Source organism: Nocardia sp. CA-151230, from assembly GCF_050942175.1.
Lineage (GTDB): Bacteria > Actinomycetota > Actinomycetes > Mycobacteriales > Mycobacteriaceae > Nocardia.
Genome location: NZ_CP192061.1, coordinates 7,916,054 through 7,939,546, shown reverse-complemented (window position 1 = coordinate 7,939,546; position 23,493 = coordinate 7,916,054). Strand labels below are relative to the sequence as shown.

Here is a 23,493-nt window from a genome sequence, read left to right as displayed (position 1 = left end):
GGGTTTCCACCCCGGGGCTGCTTCATCGTGACGTCAGGAGGCGCGGGCCAGCGAGCAGACGCCCGCCAGGCGCAGATGGATCCAGTCGGCGTCCTGCCAGTCGAGCAGGGAGTGGGGGAGGACGGCCTCGGCTTCGCGCAGGTCCTCGAGGATGCCGGGGGCGTAGCCGGCCAGCAGGACACTTGCCGGGACGAGGCCGGAGTTCTCGACACCGAGGTCGAGGATGTCGCGGACGGCCGCGGCATGCTGGTCGATCGCTGCGGACACACCGGGGAAGACGGCCGCGGCCTCCGCGGCGGGGGCTCCGTGGGTGCGCTGCAGGCGATTCAGGGTCTTACGCGCCGAAACGACGAGCAGGGCGGAGCCGGGCACAAACACCCGGTGATGCTAGCAATCGACCGGCACCTGGGGGACCGGCTGTGACATATCGCGCAATTCGCCGGAACTGCCGTTCAGCGGAACGCTTTCGCGCCTGTCAGGGCCTCGCCGAGGACGAGCTGATGCACCTCGGCGGTGCCCTCGTAGGTGAGGACGGACTCCAGGTTGTTGGCGTGCCGCAGCACCGGGTACTCGAGGGTGATGCCGTTCGCGCCCAGGATGGTCCGGCACTCGCGCGCGATCTTGATGGCCTCGCGGGTGCTGTTCAGTTTGCCGGCGCTGATCTGCTCGTTGGAGATCTCGTGCCGGTCCTTCAACCGGCCGAGGTGCAGCGCCAGCAGTTCACCCTTGCCGAGTTCGAGCGCCATGTCGGCCAGTTTGGCCTGGGTGAGCTGGTAGGCCGCCAGCGGCTTGTCGAACACCTCGCGGGTCTGCGCGTATTCGATTGTGGCGGAAAGGCAGTCGCGGGCCGCGCCGAGCGCGCCGAAGATGATCCCGAACCGCGCCTCGGAGAGGCAGCCCAGCGGCGCGCGGAGTCCGCGGGCCTCGGGCAGCAGGGCGTCGGCGGGCAGCCGGACGCTGTCGAGGGAGAGTTCCGCGGTGATCGACGCGCGCAGCGACAGCTTGTGCTTCATCTCGCGAGCGCTGAAACCCGGTGTGTCCGTGGGCACTACGAATCCGCGGATCACATCCCGCTCACCCTCGCGCGACTGCGCCCACACGACGGCCACGTCCGCGACCGACCCGTTGGTGATCCACATCTTCGACCCGTCGAGGATCCAGTCGTCCCCGTCCCGCCGCGCTCGCGTTCGCATGCCTCCCGGATTCGAGCCGAAGTCCGGCTCGGTCAGCCCGAAGCATCCGATCACCCGGCCCGCCGCCATCTCCGGCAGCCACCGCAGCTTCTGCTCCTCGGACCCGTACTTGTGGATCGCCGTCATGGCCAGCGACCCCTGCACCGAAACCATGCTGCGCACACCCGAATCCACGGCCTCCAGCTCCAGGCAGGCCAGCCCGTACGCCGTGGCCGACGTCCCCGCGCACCCGTACCCCTCCAGATGCATCCCCAGCAGCCCGAGCTTCCCCAGTTCCGGCGCCAGCTCCCGCGCCGGAAACGTCCCCGCCTCGAACCACTCCGCCACCCGCGGCTGCAATCGCTCCGCCGCGAACGCGCGCACCGTATCCCGGATCGCCCGCTCCTCGTCACTGAGCAGGGAATCGATGGCGAACAGCTCATCCACGGTGACCATGCGCCCCACGATAAGACCGCCTCCACCCTGCCGACAACGCCGCGCCGCACCCCCACCCGAACTCGGCCGCCGCCGCCGCATGACACCGGCGCGATGCGAACGCAACAACTGGTTTCGCGAGGCGAGGGTAACTCGCCGGGTCCGACCGAAATCGGTTCGGCACCCAACCGCCGGCACGGGTTGCCGACAGCAAGCGACTCTCAGCCGCCCGCCGAAAGCCGGGGAGGCGGGGGAGCGTGGCGGGGGAGCCCTTAGGCTGTTCGCATGAGTGAGCTGGGTTTCTCTACACGGGCGGTGCACGCCGGGTTCGATCCGGACCCTCAGACCGGTGCGGTGAACGTGCCGATCTATGCGAGTTCGACCTTCGCCCAGGACGGGGTCGGCGGGATGCGCGGCGGGTACGAGTACGCGCGCACCGGGAACCCGACCCGCACGGCGCTGGAGGCGAATCTGGCGGCGCTCGAATCCGGTACCTACGGGCGGGCTTTCGCCTCGGGTATGGCGGCCACCGACTGTGCGATCCGCGCGAACCTGCGGCCCGGTGACCACATGGTGATCCCGAACGACGCGTACGGCGGCACCTTCCGGCTCATCGACAAGGTGTTCACCCAGTGGGGGATCGAGTACTCGGTCGCGCCGGTGTCGGATGTGGACGCTGTCGCCGCGGCCATGCGCCCCAACACCAAGCTGGTGTGGATCGAGACGCCGACCAACCCGCTGCTGAACGTCGGCGATATCGCGGCCCTGGCCGAGGTGGCGCATGCGGGCGGCGCGAAGCTGGTGGTGGACAACACCTTCGCCTCGCCCTACCTGCAGCAGCCCCTGCTGCTGGGCGCGGACATCGTGCTGCACTCGACCACCAAGTACCTGGGCGGGCACTCGGACGTGGTGGGCGGCGCGCTGATCACCGACGATCAGGAGATGGACGCCAAGTTCGCGTTCCTGCAGAACGGTGCGGGCGCGGTCCCCGGCCCGATGGACGCCTTCCTCACCATGCGCGGCATCAAGACGCTGGCCCTGCGCATGGACCGGCACTGCGACAATGCCGAGACCATCGCCGAATTCCTCGCCAACCACCCCAAGATCGCCCAGGTCATCTACCCCGGCCTGCCCGAGCACCCCGGCCACACCGTGGCCCAGAAGCAGATGCGCCGCTTCGGCGGCATGATCTCGGTGCGCGTGCACGGCGGCAAGGACGCGGCGCTTGCCTTCTGCGCCAAGACCAAGATCTTCACCCTCGCCGAATCCCTCGGCGGCGTCGAATCCCTCATCGAGCACCCCGGCGCCATGACCCACGCCTCCACCGCCGGCTCGGCCCTCGAGGTCCCCGCCGACCTGGTCCGCCTCTCTGTCGGCATCGAGGACATCAGCGACCTGCTGTCGGACATCGAGCAGGCACTCGCCTGACTGTGACAAAACAGAAGCGCCGCACCAGGACTGGTGCGGCGCTTTGTCGTTGCTCGGAACGCGACAACTGACTTCGCAAGGTTCCGGGTAACTCATCGGGCACGACCGAAATCGTTTCGGCTCCCAACCGCCGGCACGGGTGCAGGACCGTCAACGGCTCTCTGCCGCCCGCTGAAGGCGCGGGGAGGCGGGCTAGCTGTGGTAAGGCTCCGCGGAGACCAACGTCACCTTCATGGTGTTGCCGTTGGGCAAGGTGTATTCGCGGGTTTCGCCGACCTTGGCATTGATGAGGGCGCCGCCCAACGGGGAGTTGGGGGAGTAGGTCTCGAGGTCGGCGCTGCCGAGGCCCTCTTCACGGGTGGCGATGAGGAAGGTTTCGGTGTCGGACTCGTCACCGTCGTAGTAGACCTTGACGACCGAGCCGGGCAGGGCGACGCCGGACTTCGTGGGCGCGATGCCGACCTTGGCGTTGTTCAGCAGTTCCTGCAGCTGGCGAATGCGCGCCTCCTGCTGGCCCTGCTCCTCACGGGCCGCGTGGTACCCGCCGTTCTCCTTGAGATCGCCTTCTTCACGGCGCTCGTTGATTTCGGCCGCGATGACGGGACGGTTGGCGATGAGCGCGCCGAGTTCGCTCGTGAGCCTCTCGTGCGACTCCGGGGTCAGCCAAGTCACGGTCTCAGTCATCTCGATCACTCCCTAGTAGTTGTCCCCGGCAAGCCGGGATTCCCTGATGCCCGCTACCGTGGCCATCCGGAGATGGGCACAGCAGCAGTGGACAGCCAGAGCGATCCCTGGGGAGAGTCCCGACAGCGCCGGCCGTCAATGCAGCAAACACGGCTCCGAACGTCGGAACCGTGTATCGCGTCATTTTAGCACGATTCGGAAAGGCGCAGGTAGAAGCGTCAAAGCGGGTCGCTTAACGGACGATTCACCCGGCGCGCAGGTAGGCCGGCACATGGTCGGTGCAGCCGTAGACATTGCCCGCGCCGGCCCGTCGGCCGGTCTTGATCGTGGTGACCACGCGGACGGTGCCGGAGTCGGAGCCGGGCACCAGGACCTCGCGGCGACCGACCTCGTCGGTGTCGCCGTCCATGGCCCGCACGAAGCAGACGACCGCCTGGCCCGGATCCTTGCGTGTCACTTTGAAATCCACGCTGACCGTGGAGTCGTCGACGATCGTGTAGCCGATCCGATCCGGTTCGATGGCCTGCGGCCCGTAGGTGCGGTAGCCCAGATACGCGACCCCGAGCCCGGCGAGGATGACGACCGCTCCGAGGGCGTAGGGGAGCCAGCGGCGGGTCTTCCGAGGCGCAATCCCGTACCGGTCAGCCGGTCTTTCACTCATATCGGGGACGCTCCCGGGGGGTAGGTCGGAACAAACAACGATCGGATGGAACTATAGGGAATGCATATCTGATGCCTGTGCCTGGACTCGGCACGCGCGGGCAGGGTCCGGAGGAGGCAGCTTGCGTAACCACGCAGGACCCCTGCACGTGCCAATTGATACAGCTCGACGCTACGAGGTGAAAAACGTGATCGGTGAGGTGAACGAGAAGTGAGTGGTCTTCGCCTCATGGCGGTGCACGCGCATCCCGACGACGAATCCAGCAAGGGCGCGGCGACCACCGCGCGCTATGCCGCCGAAGGCAATGACGTGCTGGTCGTCTCCCTCACCGGCGGGGAACGCGGCGACATCCTGAACCCCGCCATGGACACTCCCGGCATCAAGGACCGCATCACCGAGGTCCGCCGCGAGGAGATGGCCGCCGCCGCCGAGGCGCTCGGCGTCCGCCAGACCTGGCTCGGCTTCGTGGATTCCGGTCTGCCGGAAGGCGATCCGCTGCCGCCGCTGCCCGAGGGCAGCTTCGCGCTGGTGCCCCTGGAGGAGGCCACCGAGGCGCTGGTGCGCGTGGTCCGCCAGTTCAGGCCGCACGTCATGACCACCTATGACGAGATGGGCGGCTACCCGCACCCGGATCACATCATGTGCCACCAGGTGTCGGTCGCGGCCTTCGAGGCGGCGGGCGATCCGGAGCGGTTCCCCGACGCGGGCGAGCCCTGGCAGCCGCTCAAGCTGTACTACAACCACGGCTTCAGCCTCACCCGGCTGGAGGTGTTCGCCGACGAGTACGCACGCCGCGGCGAGCCCTTCCCCATGCAGGACTGGATGGACCGCATGCGCAAGTACGCCGCCGAGCGCGGCGACATCATGGCGCGGGTCACCACCCAGGTCGAATGCGCCAAGTACTTCCCGCAGCGTGACGACGCCCTGCGCGCCCACGCCACCCAGATCGACCCGAACGGCGCCTTCTTCGCGATTCCGCTGGAGATGCAGCAGCGACTGTGGCCCACCGAGGAGTTCGAGCTGGCCAGGACCCGGGTCAAGACCGCGATCCCGGAGACCGACCTGTTCGCGGGAATCGACGAGGCCGATTCCGGCTTCGACGCCGCCGACACCGAGGACGCCGCCCGATGATGCTCACGCTGCTCGCCCAGGGCACCAATTCGCCCACCGGACCCGAGTTCGGCAAGGCGTCCCCGCTGGGTCTGGTCATCGTGCTGGTGCTGCTGGCCGGCACCATCCTGCTCATCCGGAACATGAACAAGCACATCAAGAACCTGCCCGCCGAGTTCTCCCCGGAACACCCGGAGGCGGACCAGGAGGCCGACGAAGGCACCGAGCACGGCATCGCGTCGCGTGAGGACGATGGGCCCGCGCGGGCGGAGGACACCAAGTCCGAGCCGCGCAGCGAGACCAAGCCGGAAGCCACCAACGGCACTGCCTGAATCCCCTCGGCATCCGCCGGCATGCTGCGGGGTGTCTTCGCCGCCTACCTGAATGGCGCTGATCCCCGAATTCCTTCGGCCTCACCGCTTTTCGGTGACCCGGCCGGCCTGCCGCCGCTGCTGATCCAGGTCGGCTCGGCCGAACTGCTGCTCAGCGTCTCCGAGGGCTTCGCGGCCGCCGCGCGGGCCGCGGGCGTCGATGTGACGCTGTCGCTCGGTGCGGGTCTCCTACACGTCTACCCGAGCATGCGGGACACGCCGGAGGCGGCGGCCGCCACCGACGAGATCGCGGCCTTCCTGCGCAAGCATCTCGGCTGAGGCCGGGATTCAGACCAGCGTCTCGGTCTCGTAGGCGGGCAGCTGGTAGTCCTCGGCCTTGGGCTCGAACAGCTTCCGGGTCAGCGGGAGCATCGGGCCCGAGGTCATGATCCGCATGTTGAGCCGGCCCAGGGCGGTCAGGACCTTCGACTTCGGGAGCATCATCTGGATGCCGCCGCCGGGAAGTTCCTTGGCCGCGTCCAGGAACGGGGTCACCCGCTCCTCGTAGCGGGCCAGCGCGCCGGGCAGATCGTCCGGGGTGGCGGCGATTTCGCCGGTCAGGATGTACGCGCCCACCAGTGCCATCGCCGTGCCCATGCCGGTCAGAGGCGAGCCGCAGTAGCCCGCGTCGCCGGCCAGGGTGACCCGCCCGGCGGCCAGGGTCGGCATGTCGATGCGGGCCAGCACGTCGAAGTAGAAGTCGGGTGCGTCGCCCATGGCCGCGAGCGCGGTGGGCGCATGCCAGCCGGCCTCGCCGAGCATGTCGGTGATGAGGCGCTGCTGGGCGGCGACATCGCGGCGCAGTGCGGGGTCCTCGGGGGTGCGGAGGGTCAGGATGGCCTTGGCGGTGCGCGGGTCGCGGTCGGGGCGGATGCCGACGGCCGCGCTGGGCACCGAGTGCATGGCGAACCAGCCCGGCTTGGTGTCGGCGGGGGTGGTCATGGTGAAGAAGGCGGTGTAGCCGCCCAGGTAGGTGGAGAACCGTTCCTCCGGCCCGAAGGCGAGGCGACGGACCGCCGAGTGCACGCCGTCCGCGCCGACCACCAGATCGAAGCGCCCGGTCGCGCCGGAGCCGAAGCCGACCGTCACACCGGTGTCGTCCTGGTCGAGGGTCTCGATCCACTCGCCGTAGCGGTAGTCGAGATTGCCCGGAGTTTCGGCCACCAGGTCGAGCAGCACCTGGTTCAGATCGCCGCGGGTGATCTCGATCTCGGCGACCGGGCCCTTGCCGTCGAAGGCCTCCATCGGCAGGGCGGCGTATTCGGTGCCCTTGCGGTCGACCCAGGCCATGCCCAGCTCTTCGAGCTGGTATTTGCGGATGCCCGGCATCAGGCCCATGCGCTCGGCGACCTCCTTGCTGGCGGCGCGCAGGTCGACGGCCTGGCCGCCGGGGCGGGGCGCGGCGGCGCGCTCCACGACGGTGACCCGGGCTCCGGCCCGAAGCAGTTGCAGCGCAACGGCATTGCCGGCGATGCCGCCGCCGGAAACCAGGATGTGCAGCGAGTTGGCGGTGGTGTTCATGGGTGTCGGGCCCTCTCGGTTGGCTCTAACGTCTAAGACAAATGTACTAAATGGTTGGCACATTTGTCTAGTACATATGTCTCAGCCATGTCTACCTGGGGATATGCGCCGGGCGAGAAGGTTCGGCGCTCAGCCGAGGGTCGGGGTGTCGTAGACGGTGAACCCGCCCTTGCCGTCGGTGTCCATCCCGAGGAATCGATCCGCGTGGAAGGGATTGTTGGCCAGCAGCCGCACCACGGTGTCGTCGGGGTCGGCGAGATCCAGGATCGCGCCGTACGGTCCGCGATCGATCACCTCGCCGCGGGTGTATTCCAGTTCGTCGGCGCGGGCGGCGAAGGCGTGCAGGTCGTCGACCGAGTCCACCTCCAGGGCGAAGACGTCGAAGCTGCGGAAATCCGGTGTGCCCGCGCAGTATTCGCGCTCCCACAGCGCGATGCCGAAGCCGGACGGGTGCATGAGCTGTGCCCCGCGCAGCTCACCCTCCTCCCGGAACTCGCCCGCCAGGCGCAGATCCAGCAGGTCGCAGTACCAGGCGACACTGCGCGCCAGGTCGCTGACCGGCAGTTTGACGTGGCGTATGCGGGCCAGTCCGGCCATGGTGCCTCCTGATCGGGGTGCGGCGAGCGGGGCATGGACCCCTGAAGGATGCCACTTCACGACGCCACTGACGCGGAAGGGCACTCTCCTGGCGCGAGCGGAATACGTACCGGATGGTCCGAGTTAACGGGAGTCCCAGCGTAATTCCGTGAGAAGGTGGCAGAGATGGTGACTACGGTCCCGGACCGGTCCGGCAATGCGGTCGATACCGTCTCCTCCCATGTGGTGGGGGTGATCGCGGACGCGGCGCGGCGGGCGGGAGCCGAGACCGAGCAGATCGCTCAGGTGCTCGGCCGCGATCCAGCTCTGCTGTCCGACGACACGGCGCGCATCCCGACCGCGAAGGCGTCGCGGCTGTGGGAGCTGCTGCACCGGCTGGCGGGACCCGAGGCCGGAGTGCTGGCCGCGGACGTTGCCGAGCTGGGGCGGCTGCACGTGTGGGACTACCTCATCGGCAATGCGCCCACACTCGCCGAGGGCCTGCGCGACGCGGCGCGCTACAACAACACCATCTGCGACCGCCGGGTCGATCTGGAGGTGGTGGAGGACGGATCCCTGCTCACCGCACGCTATCTCGATCTGCCGCATCGGGGCGCGGCCGCGGCCGCCAACAAGGAATTCGTCATGGCGGTGATGGTGCGGCGGGCGACGGAGAGCTTCGGCGACGCGGGCCGGCCGGTCCGGGTCGACTTCTCGCACCGGGGTCCCGACGATCGCGCGCACCTGGTCCGCGCGCTCGGCACCGGGAACATCCACTTCGGTCAGGACCGGGACGCGATCACCTTCCTCACCGCCGCGCAGGTGGGTGGCCGGGCGAATGATCCTGTCCTGCAGGGGATTCTGCGATCGCACGCCCAGCGGCTGATCGACTCGATCGGGCCCGAACCGGTCTGGCTGGATGTCTTCCGCGCGGTACTGCAGGCGGCGCTGCCGGAGTCCGGAGGTGACGGGGTGGGGTTGGACGAGGTGGCCGCCGCCCTCCGGATCAGCGACCGGACCCTGCAGCGCCGCCTGACCGAGCACGGCACCAGCTGGCGCGCGGAGCTCGAGATCGTGCGGCGGGAGACGGCGATCGCCCTGCTGCGCGACCACACGGTGCCGGTGCGGTCGGTGGCGTTGCGCCTCGGCTACCGCGATCACCGTGTGCTGGCCCGGGCCTTCCGCCGCTGGACGGGGCAGTCACCCGCAAGCTTCCGCCGGGATCAGCCGGAGTGACCGCCGGCGCGGAGTCGCAACCCCGGCCCTCTCAGCTCACGTCGGTCCAGCGCTGCTGGGCGCGGCGCAGCGATCTCGGATCGGAGTAGCCGATGCGGCGGGCGCGCTCGGCCTGGGTGAGGCCGAGCGGCTGGTCGAGAACCTGTTGCCTGCGGGCCTTTTCGAGTTCGCAGCGCCACGAGGTGCCCTCCTCGGCGAGGCGGCGCTGCAGGGTGCGACGGCCTGTCAGCAGTCGGCGGGCCACCGCGTCGATGGTTACCGCGCCGTCGATCAGCATCGACGCCAGCTCCTGCTGCAGCCGGTCGGACCAGGTGGTGATGCGCGGTGGCGCCGTCATCTCGGCCTGCTGAACCAGGATTCGGTTCAGGACCGGGTCGGCGCGCAGCAGCGGCAGCGCCAGGTCGGCGTTCCGGAAGGTGACGCGATTGGTGGCCGCCCCGAAATCTATTCGGGGCGTACCGAACAGCTCGGTGAGCGCGGTCAGCTCCGCCCGGCACGCGGGCGCCCGCTGCCGCAGTCGCACGTCGACCGGCACCACGTATTGCCCGGTGGCCGTGCGCATTTTCACGATCATCCCGCACAGACCGGTGTGCATGGCCAGCTCGCTGCCACGGCCCTCACCCCGGGCCAGGCCGGTGTACACCGTCGTCACTCCGTCCGGATCCGCGTCGGCGACCGCCCGGAACTCCCGATTGGTCGAGCACGCGTCCATGAACCGATCGGTCAGCGCGAGTCCCGCACCCAGGGTGGGTGCGGTCAACAGCAGGTAATCGATGATGCCGAGCTGTCCCGGCGTGTACTCGAGTGCGGTGCGGACGGCGATGGCGGGATCCTGGGTTTCGTGCTCGACGAGTTCCCACAGTCGCAGATACCGCTCGCTGGGCACCATGGATTCGGGCGAGGTCAGCAGCCAGCCCGGCAGGTCCGCGGCGAGGGCCAGGCGATGCCGCGTGTCCTCGCACACTCCGATCGTGCTCAGCACATACCCCGGCAGCAGCACGGTGTCCATCACCTGTGCGTCGGGGTCGAGCCCGGCCCCGGTGGGGGCGTGAATACCGGTGGGGTGGATGGTCATTGGGATCCCGGGAGTGGAGCGTGATCGACGGGCGGTGGCATCGCGTTGCACTCACGGTGCAATGCACGAGGGTCCAAATTAGACTGTGCGGTGCGGTTTTTGAAACAGGACGCACATCGTGGGTGACTTCAGTGGCCGATGTGGCGGCGGCCGGGCCGATCAGCGGCCGGGCAGCAATGGTCGGGTCGCTGGTCCCGAAGGTCCCGTTCAGAAGTAATCGGTGGTCGCTAAGCTGCGGCGATGATCGGCAATACCATTTCGTCTCGGCTGGCGGCCCTGGTTCGGGAGGCGGCGCTGCGGGCGGGAGCGTCGGCGTCGCAACTCTTCAGCGCGCTGGAGCTGGGGGCCGATCAGCTCGGTGACGATCTGGTACGGGTTCCGACCGGCTCGGCGTGGCGGGTCTGGGAGCTGATCTATGCGGCCGCGGGGCCGACGGGAGGTCTGTGCGCGGCGGCCACGGCCACGCGGGGGAGCCTGTCGGTGTGGGATTACCTCTTCTCGAGTGGGCCGACGCTGGCCGAAAGTCTGCGCAGCGTGGTCGAATTGCGCGCCGTCGTCGCGGATCCGCTCGGTGGCGGCGAGGTGCTGGAGAGCGGCGGGTTGCTCATCGTGCGGGATAGCGCGACCGTCGAACCGGGTCCGATCCTGGGGCTGGTCGAGGAGTTCACGCTCGCGGTGATGCTGCAGCGGGCACGTGAGGCGACCGGGCATCCGCTGGTTCCGGTTCGGGTCGCGTTCCGGCACCGCGCGCCACGCAATCACCGGCACCTCGCGGAGGCGTTCGGTACCAACCGGATCTGCTTCGAGGCCCCGCACTCCGAGCTGACCTTCCTCGACGCGGCGGCACTGCCCACCGGGGGCGACCCGAACCTGGGCCGGATCCATCGCGGCTACGCGGAACTGCTGCTCGCCAGTGCGCGTCCCGCGCCCAGCCCGATCGGCAGGATCCGCACGGTGCTGCGTGGGGCGATGGCGTGCGGCGAACTCGAACTCGACCAGGTCGCCGCCCGGCTCGCCGTCAGCCCGCGTACCCTGCAACGTCGTCTGCAGGAGCTGGGCACCAGCTGGCGTGCCGAGGTCGACACGGTCCGCCACGAGCACGCGTCGGATCTGTTGCGTGGCACCGATCTCCCGATGTACGCGATTGCGGCCCGGCTCGGCTACACCGACCCGAGGGCGCTGCGGCGGGCATTCCGCCGTCAGGCGGGGCGATCCCCGGACGAGTTCCGCCGGTGGGCGGCCACCGGTTCGATATCCGGGTAGCCGGTGCCGGTCAGGGGTGGTCGGTGGTGAGGTGGAGGTAGGCGGTGTCGAGGGGGATGTCGACCGCGAACCAGGCCGCGGGCCGGTCGTCGTCGCGGGGGCACCAGGCGGTCGCGATGCACAGCCGGGCCACCTCCGTGGTGGCGAGACCGGGCAGCCGCCACTGGATTCCGGCCGGATCCAGGTAGCGCACACCGTATTCGGAGTCGTCGTCATTGCCGTCGGTGGGCAGCTGGTCCGCCCAGTCGGCGGGCATGAGCCGGCCGTCGGCGGCCTGCATGGCCAGCAGTTCGGAATCCGGGCCGCCGATCGACACCGAGAAGCGGTCGTTCTCGGCGGTCACAGCCGCGAGGCATTCACCGGAGTCGGGACCACAGAACGTGTCCGCGGACAGATCGGTCAGTTCGGCCGCGAAGGACAGGGCGGGCACCGCCGAGTGGGCCTGCACCTGCCAGATTCCCGCCCACATCGGCACGGCCGCGCCGCCGTCCCAGGCCGGCATCTCGATGCGGCCGAGGAGCAGATCGACCGTGGCGTCCCGGTGCCGCCAGCGGTGCAGGTGCGAGCCGTTCGCCAAGCGCCACACGGCATCCGGACCGGTCGGTACCTGTTCCGAGCCGAGCGCGACAGCGAACACGACGGTGCCGAGCGGCGTATCGATCACGGCGGGATGCCGGTCGACCTGGTGCAGGCGGTCGGTGGGAAGCATGCGCCCCATCATGCACCCCGGCGAACGGGCGCCCGACCTCCGGTGCGGGCGAACGGCCCGGCGGGTTGGGTTCCCGTCGGGCCGTTCATGTTTCCGATCCGTGCCGTCGGCCTCGTCAGACGCCCGCCGCGACCGCCCGGGCGCGCCGGGCCGGCGACCGGAAGGTGGCCAGGGCGAGCGCGGCCGCGGCGACCGCGATGACAGAGATCGCCACCCCCGCCACGGTGCAGTGGATCCTGGACAAGGCCATCCAGGTATTCGGCGCCGGCGGCCTGTCCCAGGACTACCCGCTGGCCACCGCCTACGTGAGTATCCGCTCCCTACGGTTCGCCGACGGACCTGACGAGGTGCCAAGAGCACGCTCGCACGCACCGAGCTGCGCAACCAGAGGGCGGCACGATGACCGCCGGCCATCGGGTGGCGGCGGACGCGCCGAACATCGCCGAGGTGTAGCAAACCGCGGTGCGCGGAGTCGGTGGTCTGCGCTGCGGGATTCAGGATTTGCGCGGGGCGACCAGGCCGGATTCGTATGCGAGGACCACGAGTTGGGCGCGATCGCGGGCGCGGAGCTTCGTCATGGCTCGGTTGACGTGGGTTTTCGCGGTGAGTGGGCTGATGACCATGTGGTCGGCGATCTCGTCGTTGGACAGGCCCTGGGCGACGAGGGTCACGGCCTCGCGTTCGCGGGTGGTCAACTCTTTCAGCCCGGGACCGGTCCCGATGACGAGCGGCTGGGAGACGTATCGGTTGATCAGGCGGCGGGTGATCGAGGGTGCGAGCAGGGCGTCGCCGCGGGCGGCGACGCGAACCGAGTGCAGAAAGTCTTCCGGCCGAATGTCCTTGACGAGAAATCCGGCCGCGCCGGCGCGGAGTGCGTGGAAGACGTATTCGTCCAGGCCGTAGTTGGTCAGGATGACGACGTGCACCCCGGCCAGAGCCGGGTCTGCCGCGATGCGGCGTGTCGCTTCGATGCCGTCCATGCCGGGCATCTGAATGTCGATGAGGGCTATGTCGGGCAGGTGTTGCCCGGCCAGCGCGACGCCCTCGCTCCCGTCGGCGGCCTCGGCCACCACCTCGATATCGTCCTCGAGATCGAGGAGAGCGCGGAATCCGCTGCGGATCAGCGGTTGGTCGTCGACCAGTAGGACGCGAATCATGTTGGGTCCACGGGAAGTTCGGCCCGGACCGAGAACCCGCCCGCACTGCGTGGCTCCGCTTGCAGACGACCTCCGAGCGCGGTGACTCGTTCGCGCATCCCGAGCAGTCCGACGCCGTGCACCGGCGCGGTGCCGGGCCTGGCCCCGCCGTCGTCGTCGACCCGCACGAGCAGGGTGTCGGGCCGGTAGTCGATGCGGACCGATGCCGTCGCGGCGGCGGCGTGCCGGGAGATGTTCGTCAACGATTCCTGAACGATCCGGTAGATGGTCCGGTCCACCGCTGCCGGTATGTCCGGGCGTTGTCCTTCGATCGTCAATGTCGCGTCCAAACCGTTTGCGCGGGCTCGCTCTACGAGTTCCGGAACATGGTCGAGTCCTTGCCGAGGGACGGCCCCGTCGTCGCGCAACGCCTCCAACGTCGCGCGCAATTCCCGGGCCGCCTCACGTCCGGCGTCCCGGATCGCCAGCAGGGACTCGGGCACCTCCGCACCCTTCCTGCGGGCGACGTGGACGGCGGCTTCGGATTGCACCTTGATGACCGAGATCTGGTGGGTGAGCGAATCGTGCAGCTCCCGCGCGATGTGCAGCCGCTCCTCGTCGGCGCGGCGTCGCGCGGTCTCCTCGCGGGTGCGCTCGGCCTCGTCGGCCCGCTGCTCGGCCTGCCGCAGTGCTTCACCCGCGGCCGCTGCCGCGATCAACCAGGCCAGTTGGAGGGCGCCCCGGGCCTGCGTGAACGCCTCGCTCACAGGCCATTCCGGGTGCGGGACCAGCATTGCGAATGGCAGCGTGACCACCATGAGCACCGATCCTGCCGCCGCGATGAGGCGGCGCCCGGCCCGGACGGTGGCATACACGGCGATCAGATAGGCGATGGCGGGGACTTCGAAACCGATTGCCTGATAGCCCAATACGCACAAACCCGTGACCGCCAGGACCGTGACCGGAGTCCAGCGGTACGCGGCCAGCGCCAGACCTCCGATGGTCAGCAACACATAGCCCAGCGCGTCGAGCGCCGTGGCGGAGTGCCGCCCGGACAGGCCGGTGACCAATAGGATGGCCGCCACGCCGACGGCGACCGACCAGTCACCGATACGGATCCGTGCCCAGCCCATGGGTGCACCCTAGCCGGAATCCCGAGTGCGCGACTCCGCCTGACGGACGATCGATCGACTACCGCGCACGCGGTAGTTTCGCGACCGCTACCGCGTCCGCGGCAGTCGGCTACGGCATCGGTGGCAGCGTGAATTGTCCACGCCCGAACGACGATCGACGGTGGGGCCGGCCGACATGATGAGGCGACATCGAGTCGTTCGACACAAGGAGGACCTCATGTCCATCCGTCATCTGTCCGCCGTCGCAGCGGCCGTCTCGCTCGGAGGTATCGCCCTCGCCGCACCGGCGGCGGCCTCGGTCCAGCAGACCGCCGCCGTCACCGGTATGACCTCCGGGCGGATCGGGCCCACCCTGACCGCACTGGTGGGACTGGTCGGCGTGGTGATCGGCAGCCTGGCCCTGGCCCGAATCGGCCGCATCGGCGCCGGCAGTGGGCGTACCGGAGCCATGGTGGCGCTGGTCTCGGGGCTGATCAGCCTGGTCCTCGGTAGCTTGTTCGCAGCCACCGCCGCCGGTGGTCCCGGCACCGGCAACGGGATAGTCGGGTCCTGGGCGGCCATGGTGCTCGGGCCGATCGGTCTGGTTCTCGGCGGGCTGACCCTGAACCGCTCTCGCAGTGTCGGCCGGAGCGGCTGACTCCTCGGCTACGGGTGCCCCCGCCAGTGGTATGGAATGCTGGTATTCACCCTGCTGGGCCAGTCGGTACCGGTCGGGCTGCGGTCGTGGCCGTCGGCGCGGTGATCGACGCGCTGCGCCGCCGATTCACCGCGCGGTGCGCCACGATATCGAAAGAACGGCAATGGGATTCGGCTGACCGGAGAGGGGTTTCGACGTGTCCGACAACCGCACCTGGCAAGCCCGGCTGACCGCGACGTCAGCACCGGCGGCGGTGATCTGGATCCGTATCTACGTGGGCGTAGTGTTCCTCACCGAGGGCATCCTGAAGTTCACCCGCCCCGACGCTCTGGGCGCCGGCCGGTTCGACAAGGCCGGCATTCCGGCTCCCGGGTTCTTCGCCCCTGTCGATGGAGTATTCGAAATCGTATGTGGCGCACTGATTCTGGCCGGACTGGTCACCCGTGTCGCGGTTGTGCCGATGATCGTGGACATGGTTGGCGCGCTGCTGATCACGAAACTTCCCATCGTGTGGGGCGACGCGCCGCTGTTCGCCCGCGAATCCGGGTTCGGTGATTTTCTGCACGAAGCCCGCCTGGATTTCGCGCAACTGTGCGGCAGTGTATTCCTGCTGCTCGTCGGTGCCGGGGCCTGGTCGGTCGACGCGCGCCTGACGGCCGCCACGAGAGCGGCTGCGTCACAATGAAGTTCAATCCTCGCCGAGGATTTCGCGGGCGAGGTCGCGCATGGCACGGCGCTCCTCGGCCAATGCGGCGCGTCCGGCGTCGGTGACCCGGTCCACCCGCCGCACCCGCCCGTAATGCTCGCGGGTTAGGGATACGCGGTACTGAGCGGGTGCACGAGGCGAGCCTCGGCTCTGCGAGTCGCCGTCGAGAGGCAGAACTGCTCGGTGCTATCCGGCGCGGCCGTGTCCACCCGGTGGCCGGCGCTGCTGGGCGGCGTCGGTGAGCGCACGGTGAGGGTTTGGTGAGCGCGGTCGGCGAACGTCTGTGTCAAGGAAACAAACCCGAGCACAGGAGTTCCAATGTCTCAGATCGGTAAGTTCGCCCTCGTTACCGGCGCTTCTCGCGGAATCGGCCGCGCCATTGCCCTGCGGTTGGCGGCGAACGGCGCGGTGGTCGCGGTGCACTACGGACACGATGACGAAGCGGCGGCGAAGACCGTGGCGGACATCGAAGCCGCGGGCGGGCAGGCGTTCGCCATCCGCGCCGACCTGAGCACGCCGGCCGGAATCGACGCGCTGTTCGGCGATCTGACGAAGAGCCTGCCGGACGGACGGCTGGACATTCTGGTGAACAATGCGGGCGGCGGCGGTGGCAGCGGCTCGATCGAGCAGCTGACCCCGGCGGCGGTGGACAGTCTCTTCGCAGTGAATGTGTCTGCGCCGCTGTTCATTTCGCAGCAGGCGATACCGCTGCTTCGCGATGGCGGTCGCATTGTCAATATCTCCTCGTGCGCACCGCGGGTGGCGGCCCCGTCGCAGGTGGCCTACGCGATGAGCAAGGGGGCGATCGATGTGCTCACCAAAACCCTCGCGGTACAGCTCGGTCCGCGCGGTATCACCGTGAACGCGGTGGCCGCCGGTGCGACCGAGACCGAGGGGATGGCCGCCTTTTTCGATGGCCATCCGCAGGCGCGGGCCGGCATCAGTGCCATGACCGCGCTGGGCCGGGTGGGGCAGCCCGCCGATATCGCCGATGTGGTGGCCTTTCTCGCCTCCGAGGACGCCCGCTGGATCACCGCCAATGTGGTTGATGTGAGCGGCGGCACCGCCATCAGCCCGGCCATCGGCGCACAGTAGCGCCCGTCGAGGTTCCGCACCTTCGAGGCCGAGCTGAAAGGCATGGGGCACCGCGTCGTCATCCCCGACCTGCCCGACACCGACGCGCCACGGCTCGATCCGTGGCGAGAGACGCTCACCGCGGTGGCGACCGGTCCGACCCGCGACATCGTGCTCGTCGGTCGGCCATGGTGTGGGTCGTCATGCCGTTCCTCACTCGCCGCTTCGGCAGCGGGCTCGCCCGCTGATCCCGTCGATTGGCGCGAGCGGGATGCTGCGACGGAGGCAGCGGCGCGAGATGTGACGGCCTGCGGATGCCCGACGACGGTGTCGTATGCCCGCGAGGGTGCGTCTGGATCGTGTTGTGTGGGCGCCGGGTGTGGAAGGGTGGGGATATGAACCGATTGGGCAGCGCGACATCGCCTTACTTGCGTCAGCATGCTGGGAATCCGGTGCACTGGCGGGAGTGGGATGCGGAGGCGCTGGCCGAGGCGGCTGAGCGGGATGTGCCGATTCTGCTGTCGATCGGATACGCGTCGTGCCACTGGTGTCATGTGATGGCGCACGAGTCGTTCGAGGACGAGGCCACGGCGGCGGTCATGAACGAGAATTTCGTGTGCATCAAGGTGGATCGGGAGGAGCGGCCTGATCTGGACGCGGTGTACATGAATGCCACCGTGGCCATGACGGGGCAGGGCGGGTGGCCGATGACCTGCTTCCTGACGCCGGAGGGGGAGCCGTTCTATTGCGGGACGTATTACCCGAAGACGCCGCGGCACGGGATGCCGTCGTTCACACAGGTGCTGACGGCGGTGAGCGAGACGTGGCGGAACCGTCGCGACGAGGTGAACACGGCGGCGGCGCAGGTGGCCGACGCGCTGCGGCAACAGACCGCGGGGTTGCCGGATGCGGAGATCGGGGTCGGGCCGGAGTTGCTCGAGCATGCGGTCGGTGCGGTGTTGAAGGATGTGGACGGGCAGCACGGCGGGTTCGGGGGCGCGCCCAAGTTTCCGCCGTCGGCTCTGCTGGAGGGACTGCTCCGGCATTACGAGCTGACCGGCAATCCGACCGTGTTGCAGGCCGTTTCGTTCACCTGTGACTCGATGGCGCGCGGCGGCATCTACGACCAGCTGCGTGGCGGATTCGCGCGGTACTCGGTGGATGCGGCATGGGTGGTGCCGCACTTCGAGAAGATGCTCTACGACAATGCGCAGCTGCTGCGCGTGTATGCGCATCTGGCGCGGCGGGGGCACGACGAGTCGGCCGATGAGCGTGTGGCGGATGCGTGGGAACCGCTGGCGCTGCGGGTGACTCGTGAGACCGTGCAATTCCTGCTGACGGACCTCGGCACCGAGCAGGGGGCCTTCGCCTCGGCACTGGACGCGGACACCCATCTGCAACCGGGCGGACCGGGGGTGGAGGGGGCCACGTACGTGTGGACGCCCGCAGAACTCAACGGCACGCTGGGCGCGCTCGACGGTGCTTGGGCGGCAGAGGTTTTCAATGTCACCACGGCGGGCACCTTCGAGCACGGCACCTCGGTGCTGACCCGGTACACCGATCCGAAACCGGCTGACTACGAGCGGTTCGAGGCGATCCGGGCGAAGCTGTCCGCCGCCCGTTCCCGCCGTCCGCAGCCGGAGCGGGACGACAAGGTGGTCACCGCCTGGAACGGGATGGCCATCGTCGCGCTCGCGGAAGCCGGTGCGGCACACGGTCATCCGGAGTGGATCGCGGCCGCCGTCCGGTGCGCCCGCTTCCTGCTCGACACCCACGTGACCGGCGGCCGCGTCTGCCGCGCCTCACTGGGTGGTGTGCCCGGCGCGGCCCCGGGCGTGCTGGAGGATTACGCGTGGCTGGCGCTGGGGTTGCTCGCGCTGCACCAGACCGCCGAGGGTGACTGGCTGGACGCGGCGCAGGATCTGCTGGACGCCGCCATCACCCACTTCGCCGATCCGGAAACCTCCGGCAGCTGGTTCGACACCGCCGACGACGCCGAGACCCTGCTGACCCGGCCGCGCGACCCGCTGGACGGCGCAACCCCGTCCGGCACTTCGGTTCTCGCGGAGGCACTGCTCACCGCAGCAGCCCTCACCGACCCGCAGCGGGCCGACCGCTACCGGCAGTTGGCCGATCACACCTTGACCCGGGGTGCGGTGCTACTGGCTCGCGCGCCCCGCTCGGCCGGCCATTGGCTCGCCGTCGCCGAGGCCGCCCTGCGCGGCCCGATCCAGGTGGCCGTGGTGGACGGACCGGACGGCGAATCCGGCTGGGCCGCAACACTGGTGGCGGCCGCCCGTACCGCCGCCCCGGGCGGATCGGTGATCGTGTCCGGCCCCGTCGGCTCTCAGGCACTGCTGGCCGACCGGCCCCCGGTACGCGACACCTCCGCCGCCTACATCTGCCGCGGCTCGGTCTGTGACCTCCCGGTCACCACGGTCGAAGACGTTCGCGCCGGCCTGCTGCCCCCGCCCACCGCCTGATCGCTGCTGCCGGCACGGCCGGTGTTCAGGTCGTGCTGTCGACGCGGTTGTTCAGGTCGCGCCGTCGACGCGGTGCCCGGCCATGACCGCGGCGGGCACCGCGACCAGCACTGCGATGATGTGGGCGGCGCGAAACAGCCCGAGTATCACCGCATTCGGGGTCCAGTGCGTGAAGAGGTCGCCGAGATGCTCGGCCGTCAGCGCTGCCTGCAGCGGCTCGACCACCAGCGAGGCCAGGCCGAGCGTGCCCAACCCCACCACGAGAATCCGCCGCGCCCACAGGTTTCCGGCCAGCATCCGGGCCGCCAGCGCGAAGACCGTCAGGTAGATCGCCGCCCGGATCAGCAGCCCGAGCGCGATGCCGGCCACGTGGACCCCGGGCTCGTCGAGGGCGAGCGCGACGCGTCCCAACGTCTCGCCCACGCCCGCGATCAGCGCGACCACGATCGCTCGATAAGCCAGTACCGCCCGCTGCGGCCGCGCCCACACCGCCGCCGAAGTCCGCTCGAACGCGCCGATTTCATTCATAGCGCTACTGTCCGGCCTCCCGGTCCGCACCGAATCCCCCGCGAGTACGACATGCGCCCAGTCCTCGGGTACGACACCGCGATTCGACGGGCCCAGCCCGGGCGTGCTGCCGGTGCTTAATCCGTTGCCGCCCGGAGCGGGCGGTCATACAGTCCCGGGGGTGTTCGGTTCATGTTTTTCAGCGAAGTATTGCCAGGTCCCGCCGGCTGCAGGGCCGACCCTTGCGCGGGTTGATGATTAGCGATCCGCGGCCTGGCCGGCGGACTCCGAAGACGGGGGTGCGGCCGATCGGGGGCCGGCCTGCGGGGCGCTGCCGTTGCGGTGGGGCGCTGCGGGGGACACCACGTCGGTCCAGCCCGGAGTGGGTTCCTTGCGGCCGCGGAGGTGGAGAGTGTCGTGCAGGATCCACCGCGTGCGCTCGGCGTCGCAGGCGGCGTCTATGACCGCCTGACTGGCCAGAATGCGGCGCGGCACCAGTTTGGCCTCGGTGGTGAGGCGGGCGGCCTCGTTGACGGCGTCGCCGATGACGGTGAACTCCAGCCGGGTGTCGGTGCCGACATCGCCGGCGAACACCAGCCCGCGCGCGATGCCGATGCCCACCTCGAGCTCGCCCAGCGCGGCCACCTCGTCGCGCATGCGGCGGGCGGCCCGCAGCGCCGGGGTGGCATTGTCGTCGAGTGCGATGGGCGCGCCGAAAATGCACAGCGCCGCATCGCCTTCGAACTTGTTGACCAGCCCCTGATTGTCCTCGGTGGCCGCCACCACGATGGACAGCAGCCGATTCAGCTTGGCCACGAAGTCGTGCGGGGCGAGCTCGGTGGCCATCGCCACCGACCCGGTCACGTCCACGAACAGCGCGGTCGCCACCCGCATGTCGCCGGTCAGGCTGGGGCTGCCCGACAGCGCCCGCTCGGCCACCTCGGTACCCACGTGCCGGCCGAAGACGGTCCGCATGCGCTCGCGCTCACTGAGATTGGCGGCCAGTTCGTTCACCGAATGCTCGAGCCGCCCGATCTCGCTGGTGCTGTTGATCGTCACCCGGGCGTCGAGATCGCCGCGGGCGATCCGGTCCAGCGCGTCGCGCAGCGTGTGCATGGGCGTGGCCACCGCCCGGGCCAGCGCCGCCGTCGCCACCGCGCCGGCGGACAGGCCGACGATGGCCATGTAGATCCCGGTCCGGATGCGGTCCTGGGCATCGGTGGACGGGTCGGCCAGCACGGTGATCAACATGAACAGCGGCACCGCGCCCGCCACCGCGAACGTGACCAGCACCCGGGCCAGCACGGTATTGCTCCAGTGCGAGGTCTCGTCCAGCACCTCGGCCACCACCGGAATGGTCGGCCGGATGAGCCGGTCCACGATCAGGTAGGTCAGCGCAGCGGACTCCAGCCCGCCCAGCGTGAACATCGACAGCACCACCGGAAAACTGCGGTCCTCGGTGGCGTGCGCGAAGACGGCGGCCGCCACGAACACGCCGGGCAGCCAGATGGCCAGCGCCCGTCCCGTGATCGCGATCGGGAGTCGCAGCAGCCGTCGCGCCTCGAGTTCGGTGGGTGGCCGGCGCTGGTCCAGCCAGCTGAAGTAGTGGTGGCGGTCCCGCACCGCGAGCATGATGCCGACCAGCGCACCGAGGGCCGGATAGATCGACACCTGAATGAAGGCGGTCATCCAATCCGGTCCGAGCCGGCTCAGGAAACCGCTCAGGAACAGCTCGGTGGTGATCACCGCGAGACCGCCGAGATTGCATGCCATGACGACAGCAGACAGACCACCCGGCGCACGCAGCGCCCACAGGATGAGTCTGCTGGTCACGTCGCAGACTTTAGAGAACGTTCGGCCGAGAATGCACGTTTGTGAGTAATTGCTCGGATCAGCGCAACAGGACGAACCAGACGGCAACGTAGTGGCACAGCGCCGCGACCACCGTTGCGGCATGGAAGAACTCGTGATGCCCGAAGACCTCCGGCCACGGGTCCGGCCAGCGCGACGCGTACAGGATCCCGCCCACGCTGTAGGCGATACCGCCCGTGACCAGCAAGATCACCGGCGTCCAGCCGACGTGGTGAATGAGCGTCCCGGCCACCGGGACGATGGCCCACCCGAGCAGCAGATACAGCGGCACCCCGACCCATCGGGGGGCGGTGGGCCACAGCATCTTCAGCGCTACCCCGGCCAGCGCGCCCGCCCACACGATGGTCAGCAGGACGGTGCCCGCGCTGCCGCGCACGCCGAGCAGGGCGAACGGTGTGTAGCTGCCCGCGATGAACAGGAAGATCATCGAATGATCCGCCCGCTTCATCCACATGCGGGCCCGCGGGGTCTTCCAGTTCACCCGGTGATAGGTCGCACTGATCCCGAAGACACCGCACACGGTGATCCCGTAGACCAGCGTCGACCAGGCGGCCTTCGCCGACACCGTGCTCGCCACCGACACCAGCACGACCACCGCGATGGCGGCCACGCCCACGGCCCAGGCATGAATCCATCCGCGCATGCGGGGCTTGACGAGTTCCAGCTCCTCGCGGACGGTTTCGATGAGCCCCACCGCCGGATCGACGGGCTGTATTGCCTCGGCCATTAGTTTCCTCCTCGGTAACCTACGGTACCGTAGGTTGGCGGCGGGCTGCCCCTCACAGTGGCTGTCGTCACGACGGGCCCCGGGTATTTCGCTCGTCTGTCCCGGTCGCTCCGCCATTCGTTCCGGGGGCGTAGGGTTGCGGCCGTGAAGATTGCGAGTCAGGTGCGTGGACTCCCATATCGCATATACGAGTCACGGCTGTCCAGGCAGTTGGCTGGCAAACAACATCCCCGGCACGTCGCCGTGATGTGTGATGGCAACCGGCGGTGGGCGCGGGAGAACGGGTTCAGCGACATCTCGCACGGCCATCGGGTCGGTGCGCTGAAGATCGCCGAACTCGTGGGCTGGTGTGGCGAGGCGGGCATCGAGATGGTGACCCTCTACCTGCTCTCCACCGAGAATCTGCGCCGCGACTCCGACGAACTCGAGACCCTCTTCGAGGTCATCACCGACGTCGTCGACGAACTGTCTGCGCCGGAACAGGATTGGAGCGTCCGCATCGTCGGCGCCCTGGACCAGTTGCCCGCCGAGTTCGCCCGCCGCCTGAGCGAGGCGGCCAAGAGCACCGAGGGCCGCACCGGTGTGCACGTCAATGTCGCCATCGGTTACGGCGGCCGCCAGGAGATCGCCGACGCGGTGCGCTCGCTGGTCCGCCAGGAGATGGACGCGGGCGAGACCGGCGAGGACCTGGTCCAGTCCATCACCGTCGACGCCATCGGCCAGCATCTCTACACCTCCGGTCAGCCCGACCCCGATCTCGTCATCCGCACCTCGGGCGAGCAGCGGCTGTCGGGATTCCTGTTGTGGCAGAGCGCGTATTCGGAGATCTGGTTCACCGAGGCGTACTGGCCGGAATTCCGGCGCGTGGATTTCCTGCGCGCCCTGCGCGATTACGCGGCGCGGCACCGCCGCTTCGGGGTGTAGAACACGGCGAATCAACGGTTCCATTGCAGTGCAATGGCTTCCGTGTTCGCGGG

General features: G+C 69.1%; 24 protein-coding genes and 2 pseudogenes. 12 read left to right on the top strand and 14 right to left on the bottom strand.

Features of this window, described 5'->3' with window-relative positions; translation table 11 throughout:
* Nucleotides 1-33: 33 nt before the first annotated feature.
* Both ACQP1O_RS37330 and ACQP1O_RS37325 read right to left on the bottom strand, forming a co-directional pair.
* Nucleotides 34-378 (bottom strand): DUF6401 family natural product biosynthesis protein, encoded by a 345-nt coding sequence (locus ACQP1O_RS37330; RefSeq protein ID WP_433563024.1) that lies wholly within the window; start codon nt 376-378, stop codon nt 34-36.
* A 74-nt stretch (nt 379-452) separates the two neighbouring features.
* Complete coding sequence (locus ACQP1O_RS37325; protein WP_433563023.1) at nt 453-1,628, bottom strand: acyl-CoA dehydrogenase family protein; 1,176 nt, start codon at nt 1,626-1,628, stop codon at nt 453-455.
* 264 nt (nt 1,629-1,892) lie between these two features.
* On the opposite strand from ACQP1O_RS37325, the gene ACQP1O_RS37320 reads away from it, so the two are divergent.
* Nucleotides 1,893-3,035 (top strand): cystathionine gamma-synthase, encoded by a 1,143-nt coding sequence (locus ACQP1O_RS37320; RefSeq protein ID WP_379380107.1) that lies wholly within the window; start codon nt 1,893-1,895, stop codon nt 3,033-3,035.
* Nucleotides 3,036-3,227: 192 nt separating this feature from the next.
* On the opposite strand, the gene greA is transcribed toward ACQP1O_RS37320, so the two are convergent.
* The gene (gene greA / locus ACQP1O_RS37315) at nt 3,228-3,719 is read right to left on the bottom strand and encodes a transcription elongation factor GreA (protein WP_154789804.1); all 492 of its coding nucleotides are present in this window, start codon (nt 3,717-3,719) and stop codon (nt 3,228-3,230) included.
* 244 nt (nt 3,720-3,963) lie between these two features.
* A complete protein-coding gene (locus ACQP1O_RS37310) occupies nt 3,964-4,380 on the bottom strand; it encodes a DUF4307 domain-containing protein (RefSeq protein WP_433563022.1) in 417 nt (138 codons plus the stop codon).
* 228 nt (nt 4,381-4,608) lie between these two features.
* On the opposite strand from ACQP1O_RS37310, the gene mca reads away from it, so the two are divergent.
* The 3 genes from mca to ACQP1O_RS37295 are packed head-to-tail and all read left to right on the top strand — an operon-like array spanning nt 4,609 to nt 6,140.
* Nucleotides 4,609-5,511, top strand: coding sequence for a mycothiol conjugate amidase Mca (gene mca / locus ACQP1O_RS37305; protein WP_433567921.1), 903 nt, complete (start codon nt 4,609-4,611; stop codon nt 5,509-5,511).
* A complete protein-coding gene (locus ACQP1O_RS37300) occupies nt 5,508-5,822 on the top strand; it encodes a hypothetical protein (protein WP_433563021.1) in 315 nt (104 codons plus the stop codon). The genes mca and ACQP1O_RS37300 overlap by 4 nt, the downstream gene beginning before the upstream one ends.
* Before the next feature lie 21 nt (nt 5,823-5,843).
* Complete coding sequence (locus ACQP1O_RS37295) at nt 5,844-6,140, top strand: alpha/beta hydrolase (protein WP_433563020.1); 297 nt, start codon at nt 5,844-5,846, stop codon at nt 6,138-6,140.
* A gap of 9 nt (nt 6,141-6,149) precedes the next feature.
* On the opposite strand, the gene ACQP1O_RS37290 is transcribed toward ACQP1O_RS37295, so the two are convergent.
* Both ACQP1O_RS37290 and ACQP1O_RS37285 read right to left on the bottom strand, forming a co-directional pair.
* Nucleotides 6,150-7,382, bottom strand: a complete 1,233-nt coding sequence (locus tag ACQP1O_RS37290; protein ID WP_433563019.1) for an FAD-dependent monooxygenase — start codon at nt 7,380-7,382, stop codon at nt 6,150-6,152.
* A 129-nt stretch (nt 7,383-7,511) separates the two neighbouring features.
* On the bottom strand, nt 7,512-7,979 hold the full coding sequence (locus tag ACQP1O_RS37285) for a VOC family protein (RefSeq protein WP_433563018.1): 468 nt from the start codon (nt 7,977-7,979) through the stop codon (nt 7,512-7,514).
* A 165-nt stretch (nt 7,980-8,144) separates the two neighbouring features.
* Between ACQP1O_RS37285 and ACQP1O_RS37280 the strand changes: the two genes are divergently transcribed.
* Nucleotides 8,145-9,194, top strand: a complete 1,050-nt coding sequence (locus ACQP1O_RS37280; protein ID WP_433563017.1) for an AraC family transcriptional regulator ligand-binding domain-containing protein — start codon at nt 8,145-8,147, stop codon at nt 9,192-9,194.
* 31 nt (nt 9,195-9,225) lie between these two features.
* Here ACQP1O_RS37280 and ACQP1O_RS37275 read toward each other — a convergent pair whose 3' ends face one another.
* The gene (locus tag ACQP1O_RS37275; protein ID WP_433563016.1) at nt 9,226-10,269 is read right to left on the bottom strand and encodes an AraC family transcriptional regulator ligand-binding domain-containing protein; all 1,044 of its coding nucleotides are present in this window, start codon (nt 10,267-10,269) and stop codon (nt 9,226-9,228) included.
* Nucleotides 10,270-10,509: 240 nt separating this feature from the next.
* Here ACQP1O_RS37275 and ACQP1O_RS37270 point away from each other — a divergent pair, with 240 nt between their 5' ends.
* Nucleotides 10,510-11,532, top strand: a complete 1,023-nt coding sequence (locus ACQP1O_RS37270; protein ID WP_433563015.1) for a helix-turn-helix domain-containing protein — start codon at nt 10,510-10,512, stop codon at nt 11,530-11,532.
* A gap of 10 nt (nt 11,533-11,542) precedes the next feature.
* On the opposite strand, the gene ACQP1O_RS37265 is transcribed toward ACQP1O_RS37270, so the two are convergent.
* Nucleotides 11,543-12,241 carry a hypothetical protein gene (locus ACQP1O_RS37265; RefSeq protein WP_433563014.1) on the bottom strand — a complete coding sequence of 233 codons (699 nt, stop codon included), beginning with the start codon at nt 12,239-12,241 and terminating at the stop codon, nt 11,543-11,545.
* Nucleotides 12,242-12,405: 164 nt separating this feature from the next.
* Here ACQP1O_RS37265 and ACQP1O_RS37260 point away from each other — a divergent pair.
* Nucleotides 12,406-12,644, top strand: a pseudogene (locus ACQP1O_RS37260) (acyl-CoA dehydrogenase family protein).
* A 91-nt stretch (nt 12,645-12,735) separates the two neighbouring features.
* Here the strand turns inward: ACQP1O_RS37260 and ACQP1O_RS37255 are convergent.
* Nucleotides 12,736-13,398, bottom strand: coding sequence for a response regulator (locus tag ACQP1O_RS37255; RefSeq protein ID WP_433563013.1), 663 nt, complete (start codon nt 13,396-13,398; stop codon nt 12,736-12,738).
* On the bottom strand, nt 13,395-14,510 hold the full coding sequence (locus ACQP1O_RS37250) for a sensor histidine kinase (RefSeq protein ID WP_433563012.1): 1,116 nt from the start codon (nt 14,508-14,510) through the stop codon (nt 13,395-13,397). Before ACQP1O_RS37250 ends, ACQP1O_RS37255 begins: the two co-directional genes overlap by 4 nt.
* Before the next feature lie 217 nt (nt 14,511-14,727).
* On the opposite strand from ACQP1O_RS37250, the gene ACQP1O_RS37245 reads away from it, so the two are divergent.
* Both ACQP1O_RS37245 and ACQP1O_RS37240 read left to right on the top strand, forming a co-directional pair.
* Nucleotides 14,728-15,147: a DUF6223 family protein gene (locus tag ACQP1O_RS37245; protein ID WP_433563011.1), complete on the top strand. Its 420-nt coding sequence runs from the start codon at nt 14,728-14,730 to the stop codon at nt 15,145-15,147.
* A 196-nt stretch (nt 15,148-15,343) separates the two neighbouring features.
* A complete protein-coding gene (locus ACQP1O_RS37240) occupies nt 15,344-15,832 on the top strand; it encodes a DoxX family protein (RefSeq protein ID WP_433563010.1) in 489 nt (162 codons plus the stop codon).
* A gap of 3 nt (nt 15,833-15,835) precedes the next feature.
* On the opposite strand, the pseudogene ACQP1O_RS37235 reads toward ACQP1O_RS37240, so the two are convergent.
* Nucleotides 15,836-15,967 (bottom strand): annotated as a pseudogene (locus ACQP1O_RS37235) (PadR family transcriptional regulator); the annotation flags it as partial.
* Nucleotides 15,968-16,171: 204 nt separating this feature from the next.
* Between ACQP1O_RS37235 and ACQP1O_RS37230 the strand changes: the two are divergent.
* On the top strand, nt 16,172-16,948 hold the full coding sequence (locus ACQP1O_RS37230) for an SDR family NAD(P)-dependent oxidoreductase (protein ID WP_433563009.1): 777 nt from the start codon (nt 16,172-16,174) through the stop codon (nt 16,946-16,948).
* A 374-nt stretch (nt 16,949-17,322) separates the two neighbouring features.
* Nucleotides 17,323-19,410 (top strand): thioredoxin domain-containing protein, encoded by a 2,088-nt coding sequence (locus tag ACQP1O_RS37225; protein WP_433563008.1) that lies wholly within the window; start codon nt 17,323-17,325, stop codon nt 19,408-19,410.
* A 51-nt stretch (nt 19,411-19,461) separates the two neighbouring features.
* Here ACQP1O_RS37225 and ACQP1O_RS37220 read toward each other — a convergent pair whose 3' ends face one another.
* The 3 genes from ACQP1O_RS37220 to trhA all read right to left on the bottom strand — a co-directional run bounded on the left by ACQP1O_RS37220 (nt 19,462) and on the right by trhA (nt 22,516).
* Complete coding sequence (locus ACQP1O_RS37220) at nt 19,462-19,938, bottom strand: hypothetical protein (protein WP_433563007.1); 477 nt, start codon at nt 19,936-19,938, stop codon at nt 19,462-19,464.
* 237 nt (nt 19,939-20,175) lie between these two features.
* Nucleotides 20,176-21,750 (bottom strand): adenylate/guanylate cyclase domain-containing protein, encoded by a 1,575-nt coding sequence (locus tag ACQP1O_RS37215; protein ID WP_433563006.1) that lies wholly within the window; start codon nt 21,748-21,750, stop codon nt 20,176-20,178.
* A gap of 58 nt (nt 21,751-21,808) precedes the next feature.
* Entirely contained in the window at nt 21,809-22,516 is a 708-nt protein-coding gene (gene trhA, locus ACQP1O_RS37210; RefSeq protein ID WP_433563005.1) for a PAQR family membrane homeostasis protein TrhA, read from the bottom strand.
* 144 nt (nt 22,517-22,660) lie between these two features.
* Here trhA and ACQP1O_RS37205 point away from each other — a divergent pair, with 144 nt between their 5' ends.
* Nucleotides 22,661-23,440 (top strand): isoprenyl transferase, encoded by a 780-nt coding sequence (locus tag ACQP1O_RS37205; RefSeq protein ID WP_433563004.1) that lies wholly within the window; start codon nt 22,661-22,663, stop codon nt 23,438-23,440.
* The last annotated feature ends 53 nt before the right edge of the window (nt 23,441-23,493 follow it).